Annotated in this window: 3 protein-coding genes and 2 pseudogenes; all 5 read right to left on the bottom strand. The window is 65.2% G+C overall.

Annotated features, from left to right (window positions below; translation table 11 throughout):
• Positions 1-4: 4 nt before the first annotated feature.
• The 5 genes and pseudogenes from ACFQAU_RS12815 to ACFQAU_RS12795 all read right to left on the bottom strand — a co-directional run bounded on the left by ACFQAU_RS12815 (position 5) and on the right by ACFQAU_RS12795 (position 12,727).
• Complete coding sequence (locus ACFQAU_RS12815) at positions 5-241, bottom strand: 4'-phosphopantetheinyl transferase superfamily protein (protein WP_386283909.1); 237 nt, start codon at positions 239-241, stop codon at positions 5-7.
• Positions 160-714 (bottom strand): 4'-phosphopantetheinyl transferase family protein, encoded by a 555-nt coding sequence (locus tag ACFQAU_RS12810; RefSeq protein ID WP_386282670.1) that lies wholly within the window; start codon positions 712-714, stop codon positions 160-162. Before ACFQAU_RS12810 ends, ACFQAU_RS12815 begins: the two co-directional genes overlap by 82 nt.
• Positions 686-5,277: pseudogene (locus ACFQAU_RS12805) on the bottom strand (MupA/Atu3671 family FMN-dependent luciferase-like monooxygenase). Before ACFQAU_RS12805 ends, ACFQAU_RS12810 begins: the two are co-directional and overlap by 29 nt.
• Positions 5,277-6,287, bottom strand: a complete 1,011-nt coding sequence (locus ACFQAU_RS12800; protein WP_346504537.1) for a glycosyltransferase family 2 protein — start codon at positions 6,285-6,287, stop codon at positions 5,277-5,279. The pseudogene ACFQAU_RS12805 and the gene ACFQAU_RS12800 overlap by 1 nt, the downstream one beginning before the upstream one ends.
• A pseudogene (locus tag ACFQAU_RS12795) lies at positions 6,284-12,727 on the bottom strand (type I polyketide synthase). Before ACFQAU_RS12795 ends, ACFQAU_RS12800 begins: the two are co-directional and overlap by 4 nt.
• Between the last annotated feature and the right edge of the window lie 17 nt (positions 12,728-12,744).

Raw genomic sequence — 12,744 nt, 5'->3', positions numbered from 1 at the left:
GAGATCAAGCTCCTTTGCGATCAATCTGCCCAATCGCCACCCCGCTGACAAGGTGGCCCGCCACCGAAACGATCCGCCCCGGCAGCTTCTCGCCGCGCTTAAAGCGTTCAGTGTCTTGGGTAAATTGCGCGTCAAAAGCGGGGTTTTCGGCGGATAGGGTTACGTCCAACCGATCAAAGCCAAAGAGCGTTTTGGTGAGCGGATATTGCGCCTTATAGGCCGCCTCCTTGGCGCAGAAGATGCGTTTGGCGGCGGCGAGATCAGCCCCCCGAGGCGGGTAATCTCGGACGGAAGACAGATTTCTGCAATCAGGTCGTCGGGCAGCGGGCTGTCTTCTTCGATGTCGACGCCCAGTGCCACCACATCAGAGCACCGCGCCAGCACGGCGATGCACCACACATCGGAATGGCTGATCGAACCGGTCAGGCCCTGCGGCCAAATCGGGGCGCGGTCGGTGCTGGCCAGCACCGGCGCAGGCGGGTGGCCAAGGGCCTGCATCGCTTCGCGTGCGGCGTGGCGTCCGGCGGTGAATTCGGCGACCCGCTTGGGCCGTGCACGTGCGATGACGGCGGCTTCGTCCCCCAGCAATGGCGGATGGGGCCTGTCGATCTGGGTTACAGCAACGGCGACTGGCAGATCGAACAGACTGCGGACTGCGGTCTTGATCTCGGCCTCTGCCGTCACCTCAACCCCGCCCGCGGGCGCGCTCGGCACGCATGAGGCGACGTTTCGACATGGTTTCGGTCCGGGCAGGCGTTTCGGCGGCTGGGGGCGCCTTGGGCGGTTCGGCTTTCTGGCCGTCCAATCCATCAATATGCGCCGCCAATCCCGCAAGGGTCGGGAAACGGAAGATATCGGTGATCGACAGCGCGCTGGCGCCCAAGGCCGCCTTGATATCGCGATGCGCCTGCACCGCCAGCAGCGAATGGCCCCCAAGAGCAAAGAAGTTATCGCCGCCGCGAATGTCCCCGATGCCCAAAAGCGCGCCCCAGACCTGCGCGATGGCGGCTTGGCTGTTGCCGTCTTGCGTGGCCGGCTGTGGCGAGGCGGCAGGTGCAGCACTGCGTTTGACCGGGGCGGGCAAGGCCTTGCGGTCAATTTTCTTGTTGGGCGTCAAGGGCATGGCGGGCAACGTTACGATGGCCTGCGGCACCATGATATCGGGCAGATGGGCGGCCAGTTGCCGCCGCGCCGCGTCGCAGTCGATCGCCGCATCGGCGACCACATAGCCGACCAGTTGCGCGCCACCCGGCCCCGCATCATCGCGCAGCAGGGCCACGGCCTGACGCACCCCCGGCAGATCGGCCAGCCGCGCTTCGACTTCCCCAAGCTCAATCCGGTGGCCGCGTATCTTGACCTGCGCATCGGCGCGGCCTTCGAAATGCAGCACGCCTTCGGCGTCCATGCGCACCAGATCGCCCGTGCCATAGAGACGACCGTGGCCCGCGAAGGGATCGTCGATGAAACGCGCGGCGGTCATCTCGGCCCGTTGCCAATAGCCCTGTGTCACGCCAGCGCCCCCGATCCAAAGTTCACCCGCCGCACCGATCGGCAGCACCTGCCGCGCGGCGTCAAGGACATGAACCTGCGTGTTGGCAATCGGTGTGCCGATGGGGGCCGTGGTGCTGTGGGTGTCTTGTAGCACATGGGTGGTCGACCAGATCGTCGTCTCGGTCGGGCCGTACATGTTCTGGATCTGCGCCTGCGTCGCCGCACGCAAAGCGCGTGACAACGTGCCGGGCAACGCCTCCCCCGACCATCAGCGCCTTTACCCGCGCCAAAGCGCCACGTGCCTCATCGTTCATCACCATCATCTGCGCCATCGAGGGCGTGCATTGCAGATGGGTCACGCCATGGCGCACGATCTGCGCGGCGATTGAGTGGTCGTCCTCTGCCGGTTGCCCACCCGCATTGGCGCGGCGCAGCACATCGGCCAGCGGCTTCAGCCCCGCCATCACCTTGTCGGTGGGAATGCCATAGTCGATCAGGCAGGCGATCTCATCCACACCGATCCGCTTGAGTTGCTCGGCCCGCGCCAGCCCATCTGCCACGGTGCCAAACATGCCACTGTCGTTGAAATAGCGTTGAAAGGCGAACTCTAGGATCGCATCCATTTCCTCGGCCGAGAGCCCTTCGAGGTCGATCTCAAACGGGTTTGTCGTGCCGGCCGGTTTCTTGAAGGCCGGAAAGGCCCAAGCGTATTGTTTGATCAGCCCCGCCGCCGAGCGCAGGTAGTCCTTCATGGGCGCGCGGGCGATTTCCTCGGCCTCGGCGCGGGTCTCGGCAAGATAGCTGTGCAACATGACGGTGACCCGGTGATCCGCCGGGTCATGGCCCGCACCGCGCAGGGCGTCGTGGTAGATCTTGATCTTGTCCGCCACCTCTTCCACCGATTGGCCGAGCAGGTGGGTCAGCACATTGGCCCCGATCTCTCCTGCTTCTTTCCACGTTTGTGGATTGCCCGCCGTGGTGACCCAGATCGGCAGCCTGTTCGAGACGGGGCGCGGCTGCGTTACCACCGCGTGGGGCGTGCCATCGGCACGGGGGAATTCCACCGGCTCCCCGGCCCAGAGTTTGCGCAACTGGTCGATGGCGTCATACATCGCGGGCTTGTTCTGCGGCGGCGTGTTCTCCGGGCGCAGCACGAAATCGTCAGGCTGCCAACCGCTGGCGATGGCCAGTCCCACGCGCCCGTTTGTCAGGTTGTCGATCACCGCCCATTCCTCGGCGATCCGCGCGGGGTGATGCAGCGGGGCGACGCAAGACCCGGCCCGCACATCAAGGTTCTGCGTCACCGCGGCCACGGCAGCGCCTGTGACAGAGGGGTTCGGGTAAGGGCCACCAAAAGCATGAAAGTGCCGCTCAGGCGTCCAGACGGCGTTGAACCCATTGGCATCGGCGAATTTGGCCCCCTCAAGCAGCAGTTCGTATTTCTTAGGGCCTACGCCATCGTCATTGCCCCAATAAAACAGGTTAAAGTCGATCTTGCGGTCGCTTGTGGCGATCGGCCCGTTCGACATCAGCGCCCGGCTATCGTCGCCGGCCAACACCAGTTTGAACCCCCGTGCGAGGGTCCAGAACAGTTCCAGCACCGAGATATCGAAACTGAGGCTGGTGACAGCGAGCCAGACAGCGCCCGCCTCATGATCGATCCGGTCGTCCATCCCGGCAAAGAAATTTGCCACATTGCCGTGGCTGACCATCACGCCCTTGGGGGTCCCGGTCGAGCCGGAGGTATAGATCAGATAGGCAAGGTCATCCGGCCCCGCGCTGGCGGCAGGGTTCACGTCCGAAGCCGTGGCGAGGCGCGGGTCGCGGTCCAGCTCCAACACCTGCGCGCCTTGCGCGGGCAGGCTGGCGGAAAGGACCGATTGCGTGACCACGACCGCAGCGCCACTGTCTGAAAGGTAATGTGCCAGACGGTCCGCCGGATAGGCCGGATCAAGCGGCACATAGGCGGCGCCAGCTTTCAGGATGCCAAGCGTGCCCACCAGCAGGTCCACCCCCGTGCAACGCAAAGCGCCACCGGCATCCCCGGCCCGGCCCCCATGTCACCCAGCACATGCGCCAATTGATTGGCGCAGGCGTTCAGCGCGGCATAGCTAAGCGTCTCCCCTCGAACACCAGCGCGGGGGCCTCGGGTGTGCGCGCCACCTGCGCCTCAAAAGCGGCATGGATGGTGAGCGGTTCATAGTCTCGGGTCGTCGCGTTATCGCGGGTCAGAAGCTGCATCTCGGTCTTTGGAAGGGCCCAGAGGGTGCCGCAATCCGTAGCCTTGGAAATCTTGGCGAAAGCCGCCTCAAACCGCGCGACGAGGAGGTCGATTGCGGCCTCAGAGAGCCGGGTGCTGTCGGCAAAGAGGCGCGCGCCCCCCGCCCCGAGGCAAAGGGTCAGCGCCGCGCCCGCGAGCGGTTCACTGTCAAAGGAGATCGCGAAATCCGGGGTGCCAAGCGCTTCAATCGCCGGGTCGCGCAGCGGCAGATCAAGCGCGAAACCTGCCGCGTCCTTCTCGCGGGCAAGTTGTGGTTCTACCTGTGCGATCAGTTCCGCCACGGGCAAGCCCGCCTCTGCCGCGATGGTGACCGGCAACCAATCGGCGATCAGCGGCGCGGATTCCCCTTTGCGGCTGAGGGCGATGCCGCCTTCTGTTGCCCCGGCGCTGCGCAGCGCGACGAGGGCTGCGGCTGCGGCCTGCTGCGAAAGGTCACTCCTCTGCGGCAGCGCGATCTCTCGCTCTGCCCATGTCGCTGCCGTCGTTTCAGCTGCGGTGGCCAAGGGGACCGGCAGCGCCTCAAACCCGGTCAAAGCGCGCCGCCAATGTGCCTCCTCAGCCGAAGCCGGAGCGCTGCCCGCCGTGTGGGGCACTTTATCACCGGGGGCAAAAAACTGGGCCGGAGCAATACTCTCCCCCGCCATATCGCGCAGATCATAGAGGGCGATATGGGCATCGCGCGCCGCCACGACCACCCGCGTGCTGTCGACATCGACAACCTCGCCGGGGGTGCCGCCTTGGCCCGCCAGCACCTCGACGCGGGAAACGGCCAGCACCGCGCCTACCGCGCCTGCCGCGCCTGCGAGTTTTGCCGTGGTCAAAGGGTTCCAATAGGCCCCGAAATCCAAGCCACGGACCAGCGCGCTGATCTCTCCTGCGGTCTTGGTAAAGTCGATCAGCCCGCAGTTCTCGGGCCGTTTGTCCTTCGCGAAATAGCTGCGCTGACGCAGGTCTTGGGCGGTGCCTTGCAGCTTGCCGCTTTCCAACTGGGCCAGCACTGCGCCAAAGCTTTCCATCCCGGCGGCGTAGCATTTAGAGTTGAGGCTAAAGGCCGTCTCATCGGGCGCGATCTCTACCTCCCGCTGCGCCAGCAGGTCACCGGTATCAACGCCCGCTTCAATCAGATGCCAACTGACCCCATGCTGCGCCTCGCCGTTGATGATTGCCCAAGCGGGTGTGTTCAGCCCAGCATAGCGCGGCAGGGGCCCATCGTGAAAATTGACCGCGCCACGTGTGGGCAGGGCCAGAACCGTCTGAGGGATCAGCCGCAGGTTGGCGATGCTCAAAAGCCAGTCGGCGGCCAGACCCATGGGCAGCAGATCTTCCGCATCGTGGCAGAGGACCAGCCCCAGCCCTTCGGCCCATGCGCGCACCGCGTCATCTCGGGTGATTACGGCGGCGATCCGATGGCCGCCCGCCAGCAGCATGTCGCCGCAGGCAATGGTCAGAGATTCGTCGCCCATCAAGAGCGCGGAAAACGGTTCTGTCTTGAAACTGGCGGTCATCAACGGTCCTCCGTGGCGGGGCTACGGCTTGGGTCTTGGTCGGCGGGGGCCGCGCGCCTCGCCGTGAGCGCATGGGCCGCGAGGTCACGGTAGAAACCGGGGGCATCTTCTGGCTGGCGTCCGGTCAGCAGGCAGCGCAGGCGGTGCAATCCGCCCCCGGCAAGCCGTGCACAGGTGGCCAAAGCGGCATAGGCGCGGCCATGGTTCTTGGCGAAATAGCGGTGGCGACTGTCGAACCAATAGCGCGGCATCCGGCGCCATTCCTTCATCCCGGTCGAGACCGAGCCAACGTGAACGCAGCGCGCCTGAGGCACATACCAGCAGTCCCACCCAGCCCGCGCGGCACGCAGGCAAAGATCAGTTTCCTCATAATAAAGGAAATACGCTTCGTCGAAGAGACCGACATCAGCCAGCATATCCCACCGCATCATGACACTGGCACCGGCCACCCAATCGACCTCTGCGGCCTCTTCCGGCAAGGGCGGGGCCACCACGGCAGAGGACAGCAGTCGCGTCAGTGGGCCCAACCGCGCGGCAGCTTCCAACTCACCCGCGGCAGAAGGGAACCGGAAGGCCGTGGCATGGGGCAGATCATCCTCGCCGCGCACATGGCTTCCGGCCAACCCGGCGCGGGGGTGGTTCTGTAGATGGTCCAACAGCGTCCCGATACAGCCCCGATCAAGGAAGGCATCCGAGTTCACCACATGCACGAAATCCGGCGCTGCCCCGTCGGACATCCCCGCCCGCATGGCAATGTTGTTGCCCGCCCCGAAGCCACCGTTGCGGGGCGATGTGATCAGCCGCACCCGATTGCCCGCACCCCAGCCCCGCGCGGCAATCTCCTGCGCCAAGAGCGCGGCAGAACCGTCGCCGCTGTCGTTGTCAACGATCACCAGTTCGGCATGGGTCTGGGGCATATCGGCCAAGGCGGCCTCAGCCGCGCGCAGGGTCATCTCTGCGGTGCGGTAGTTGAGAATAATGACCAAAAGGCGGGGTGATTGTTGCATCATTCCGCCGCCGTGGCCTGAGGCTGATCAGCGGGCTGGTCGTGGCTGGCGTCTATTGGCAGGGCCGCCGCGATCACCTCGGCCAGCTCTTGCGCCAAGACAGTCACATTGGGCGCCAGCACCATGCTCACATGGTCGCCCGGCACTTCGATCACCTGCAAGCGCGGCGCATATTGCCGCCACTGGTTGTCCTCATAGACATATTCTTTTTCCGCGGTGACATATTGCCCGGCAGAAACAGCCCAATGCCGATCCAGCGGTGGTCGGAAGAGTGTCATCGGCCCGTCCCACTGGGGCGTTTCATAGCGCTCCATCGCGCGCAGGAAGGCCGCCTGAATGCGCAGACTGTTGAAGGAAGCCCCCCTCACCATCGCCGACCGCCTCCTGAGGCCCCCGGCGGCGCGCGCGCTCCCACGCCCAGCGGTTGCGCGCCCATTCAAGCAGATAGGCCGGACCCTTACGCCGCAGCTCTGCCAATTTGATATGCGCCTTGTCGATCTTGCTGAGCGTCGGGCGGACGGGCAGCGGCGTGTCGAGCATCGCTAGAACGGCCACCTCTTGCCCTGCCGCCTGCAACTGCTGCGCCATCTCATAGGCCGTGATCCCGCCGCCGGAGTATCCGGCCAACAGATAGGGCCCTTGGGGCTGCAGCGCACGGATCTCTGCGATGTAGTCAGCCGCAGCGGCCTGCACCTCTTCGTGGGGGGCAGCGTCGCCGATCAACCCACGGGCCTGCACACCATAGACCGCGCGTTCGCCGCTAAAGGGCAAGGCAAGGTGGCGCAGGTTCAGCACATTGCCGAACATCCCCGCCACCACGAAAAGCGGCGTCGCATCCTGCGGCGATTGATTGAGCGGTACAAGGTGGTCAAAGCGCTGCTGCGGGGCCGCCGCTGCCGTATCAGCCACTTCCGTCTGCGCCAAATCTCCGCGCTCCGCCGCGATGAGCGCTGCGCATTTGGCGATCGTGGGAGCCTCGAACAGAACGGAGATCGGGAATTCCACCTTGAACTCGCGCTTGACCGCCGCAAACAGGCGGACAGCGATCAGGGAATGCCCGCCGAGGTCAAAGAAACTATCCTCGACCCCCACCGGGCTAACGCCCAAAAGGTTCGACCAAATCTCGGCCAGTTTCTCTTCGATCCCGTTGCGGGGGGCGACGAAAGAACCGTCCAGATCGGGCCGCTCAAAGCTTTGCCCTTGGGCGGAGGCATCGGTCAGCGGCGCGTCGGCTTGGGCAATCAATGTCTGCAGGGGCAGTGAGGACACCATGACCTGTGACGCATCCAGCGCCAGCGCACGGCGCAGGGCCTCTGGCCCTTCTTGCGCGCGGATACCTTGGCGCACCAGACGGGCCAAACGCTCTTCGGCGGGGCTGAGGCTGTCAGCGCTTTGGGCATCCTCAAAGACCACTTCGCGGGCGTCGGGCGGCGGCACCTCGGCGAAGGCCCCTTCGAGCCGTTTCATCGCGAAATCGTGCACATCGACAAGGACCGCTCCCTGCGCATCGGTGATCGTCACATTGAACCGGGCCAAGCCCTCCGCCGCCGATCCTTCGGCAAGCCGGACGTGCGAGCGGACCTCGGCAGGCAGCGCCGCGTGAAGCGTGATCTCACCATAAGACAGCGGCACCCAAAGGTGACGCGCGGCATAGCCCGGGATCAGCGCCATGGCCCAACCGGTGGCGATGTCCATCAGACCGGGGTGCAGCACATAGCCATCGATCAGATCACCCTGCGCGGCCTCGGGCAGCCGTAGCGCGGCGAGCCCCTCTCCCTGTCCCATGGCGGTGCGTTGCAGCACATGCCAGCGCGGGCCGAATTTCAGATGCGCCTCTTGAACGGCGGGCAGACGGCCCCCGGGCGCGGCCTCGGCCACGTCCTCGCAACGGGCCGCGAGGGCAGCAAGATCTAGAGGGCTGGCTGTGCGCCCCGTGGGGGTCAAACGCGCTTGGACATGCAACTGCCACGCGGGCCTGCCATTGACCACACAGGCGCTGCGCAACTCGGCGGCGAAACCTGCGCCCTCGTGGGTCAGGGTGATCTTGATCTTGCGCCGCGCCCCATCGGCCAGCGGCAGGGGACGCAGAAAATAGAGGTCTTGCAGCGTGAACCCCTGCAGCCCTTGAGCCTGCGCGGCCTCGGCCAAAAGCTCAATATAGCCTGTCCCCGGCATGATGGCGCGGCCATCCAAGGTGCGGTGCTGGTCGAGCAGCCAATGTGAGGTGGCGATCTCGGTGGTGAATTCCGGTACGCCGCTGTCGCCTGACCCTGCGGTTTCAAGCAGCGCCGCATTGATCGCGCGGGCAGGCAGCGCCACGGCACCGTCCCCCGCAAGCGTGTCAGCGGCCATGCCCACATCGGCCCAAACACCCCAGTTCACCGCGACCACGCGGGTCTTCGCGCCGCGCCGCGATTGCGCAAAGGCATTGAGCCAGGCATTCGCCGCCACATAATCCACCTGCCCCGCCGCGCGACTGGCGGTAGAGGTCGAGGAAAAGAGCACCATCAGGTCAAGCGCGCCATCGGGCAACAGTTGGTCCAAGACCCGCAGCCCCTGCACTTTGGGGGCCAGCACCGCGTCGATGCCCGCGTCAGATTTGGCCAAGAGCGGCGCATCGTCCAGCACCCCGGCGGCATGGATCACCCCTGTCAGCCCCCCGTGGCGGGCGGTCAGATCGTCGATCACCCGGCGCATCTGCGCAAGGTTGGTGACATCCGCGCGGGCCACTTCGACCGCCCCGCCCGACTGCGCCGCCTGCGCCTCAAGCCGCAGAACGGCACGCAGTCGGCGGGCCGTGGCATCGGCGGGGCCGTGACTGGCAAGGTGGCTGTCCCATTCGTGGCGCATCGGAAGCGCAGCGCGGCTCAGCAGGATGACGCGGGTGCCCGGCGTCTCAAGAATGTCTGCGGCAAGGGTCAGGCCAATGCCCCCGAAACCGCCGGTGATGAGGTAATGTCCCTCCGGCTTCCACCCCGGTAAATCGCTTGGCGGCAGGCTGGCTGCGCGGTAGCTCAGTTCATAGCGGCGGCCAGCACGATGGGCGACCTGAAGGTTGGCCGGGCTGGCCAAAAGCTCTTCGATCAGGTCACCGGGATCAATCACCGGCGCGGGGTCAGCTGGTTTCGCGAACCATCTTGCCGGTGCCACGGGTGCTGCGACGGGCAGGTCAATCTGGCTCGCCGTCAGCCCCGGCACCTCTCGTGCCATGACGCCGACGGGGCCAGAGATCAGCGCCTTTTCGGGATAGGCCAGCCCCTCTTCCGCGATCTGCGCCCCACCGGTGGTGAAGACGTCAAGGTGCAGCGGCGCGTCAATCTCGGCCTCGGCCAAGGACTGTGCGAGCCACGTCAGGCTCCAGAACCCCTGTTCGATATTGCGGTCAAATCTGCTGGAACCGGGGCGCGGGGCGACCTGATCATCGGTCAGCCAGAAATGCGCGATCCGGTCGGGCATTTGCCTTTCGGCCTGAAGCGTCGCGATCAACTGGTCATAGCCCGACCGTCCCTGTTCGGGGGCCAGCGTGAAGTGATCCGTGGTGACGCGGGCAAAGGCATCCCCCGCCGTGACCTGCACCACGTGATGCCCCTTGGCCCGCAACTGCGCGGCGGCCTCGGCCCCCAGCCCCGCCGTATCGGCGAAGATAAGCCAGTTCACCGGGCCGGAGAGCGCCATATCCCCTTCGGCGTAGCGCGGTTGCCAATGCGGCAGCGCGCCCCAATCGCTGATGTCATCCAGCCGTTGCAGCGGTTGCTCTGCGGGGCGGGTCGCGGCCTCTTCCGGTTCGATGAAATAACGCGCACGTTGGAATTGATAGGTCGGCAGCACCACGCGGTTGCGCCGTGCCTCGCCCCAGATCTGCGCCCAGTCAGCTTCGACCCCCGAGGCCCAAAGCCGCCCGATCACGCTGAGGAAATAGGCATCATCCGCGATTTCTTGCTCGGGGTGGCGCAGCGAAGACATCACCTGCCCCGGTGCCACATCCGCGTTCATCTGCGCCAAGGCGGAAAGCGCCTTGCCCGGTCCGACCTCTAGGAAGACCCGCCGCGCGTCAGCGCTCAACGTGCTGATACAATCGGCGAAATTCACCGTGTTGCGCAGCTGTTCGACCCAATAGTCGGGGTCCGCCGCCATCTGCGCCGTGATCATCTTGCCTGTTCGGTTGGACAAAAAGGGCATCTGCGGCGCGCGCAGGTCAAGCGTGGCAAGGAAAGCGCGGTATCGGTCAAGGATCGGGTCCAGCATCCGCGAGTGGGCGGCGATGTCGATGGCGATGCGCTGGTGGTCGAGACCGGCTGCATCCAACCGTGCTTGCAGCGCCTTTAGCGCGTCGTCCGGGCCAGAGACCGTGATCAGTTCCGGGCCGTTGACGCTGGCGATATCAAGCCCTTCGCCCAGAAGTGGCGTGATCTGATCCAGCGGAGCGGAGATGCTGATCATCCCGCCTGCTGGCACCTCATCAAAGAGCCGCCCGCGCAGCAGGACAAGGTCGATGCATTCCTCAAAGCGCATCACCCCGGCAAGGCAGGCGGCGACATTTTCCCCCATGGAATGCCCCACCATCGCCGCGGGTTTCACCCCCAAGAGAGCCAAAGCTGCGCCAGCGCGTATTCGACGATCATGATCAGCGGCAATTGCACCGAAGGCCGTTTCAGCTTGGCTTCTGCCGCCGCGCGGTCTTCGGGTTCCGGCAGCCAGATCGCGCGGATGTCATACTCAAGCTGCGGCGCGAGATGGTCGAGCCCCGGTCCATCCATCCGGCAAAGACCGGCTCGGTTTCATAAAGGTCGCGGGCCATATCGGCATATTGCGCGCCGCCGCCGGGGAACATGAAAACGACCTCAGCCTCGGGGCCAAGGTGGTCATGGGTGAAGACACGGCGGCTGTCGCCGCCTTCCAAAAGGGCTGCGGCTTCTTCATGGGTTTCGGCGACCAAGATGCGGCGTTTGTCGAAACCCCGACGGCCCTCTTTCAGGGTGAAGGACACATCGGCTAAGGGCTGTTCGGGATGCGCGCGCAAATGCGCCGCGAGGGCGGCGCTGTTGGCGTCCAACGCCGCTTTGTTCCGGCCCGAGAGGCAGAGCACATGGAACGGGAAATCGCTTTCTTCCGACGCCGCGCGGGCGGGCGCCTCTTCCAAGATCATATGCGCGTTGGTCCCGCCAACGCCAAGCGCATTGACCGCGGCACGCCGGGGCGCGGCTTGGGCGGGCCAGTCATAAAGCCGGTCGTTCACGCGGAAAGGCGAGCCTTCGAAGGGGATCGCCGGGTTCGGCGCTTCATAGCCCAGCGAGGGGGATTTGCTGGTGGTGCAACGCCAGCGCCGCCTTGGCCAGCCCCGCCACACCCGCCGCAGTATCGAGATGGCCGATGTTGGTTTTGACCGACCCGATGCGGCAGAAATCTTCGGCCTGCGTCTCGGCCCGGTAGGCTTGGGTCAGGGCGGCGACCTCAATCGGATCGCCTAGATAGGTGCCGGTGCCGTGGCATTCGACCATGCCGATGCTCTGCGCCGCCACGCCTGCATTGTCGAGCGCGCGGGCAATGGCCGCCGTCTGCCCATCAACCGAAGGGGCCAGATAGCCCGCCTTGGCCGCGCCGTCGTTGTTGACCGCCGAGCCTTTGATGACCGCCCAAATAGGATCGCCATCCGCAATGGCATCTTCCAACCGCCGCAGCGCCACCGCCCCTGCGCCAGAGCCAAAGACGGTGCCCTGCGCGCGGTGGTCGAAGGCGTGGCATTCACCATCGGGGGAGAGAATTTCGTTCTCTTTGAACTCATAGCCCCTGCCCTGCGGCAGTTCGATCGTCACCCCGCCCGCCAACGCCATGTCAATTTCGCCCGCCCGCAGCGCCTGCGCGGCATAGTGAATTGCCACCAGCGAGGTCGAACAGGCGGTTTGCAGGTTGATCGATGGGCCTTTGAGGTCAAACACATGGCTGACCCGGGTCGACAGGAAATCCTTGTCATTGCCGGTATGCCGGAGCAGGAACATGCCGACATCATCGACCAGATCGGGGTTCGAGCAGATGTTGAAATAGAAATAGCTGCCCATGCCACAGCCCGCATAGACGCCGACGGGGCCAGAGAGGCTTTCGGGCATATGCCCCGCCTGCTCCATCGCCTCCCAAGCGACCTCAAGAAATTTGCGGTGCTGCGGGTCGAGGATGGCGGCGTCTTTTGGGGAAAAGCCGAAGAACTCGGCGTCGAACATGTCGTAACCGGGCATCTCGGCGGTGACGGGCACGTAGTTTGGCCGGGCCATACGTTCGGCGCTCTCTCCGGCGGCGCGCAGCTGGGCCGCGTCGCGCCGCTTGAGCGCGCTCACGCCATCGCGGAGGTTCGCCCAATAGGCGTCGACTCCTGCGGCCCCCGGCACGTTCACCGACATGCCGACAATCGCGATATCATCGCGTGCAAGAGTTTTGTCTGTGCTATTCATTGCGACACATGTCCCAT

Source organism: Sulfitobacter profundi, assembly GCF_042661425.1.
Lineage (GTDB): Bacteria > Pseudomonadota > Alphaproteobacteria > Rhodobacterales > Rhodobacteraceae > Sulfitobacter > Sulfitobacter profundi.
The sequence above is the reverse complement of the archived record's forward strand: the minus strand, read 5'-3'. Positions and strand labels throughout refer to the sequence as shown.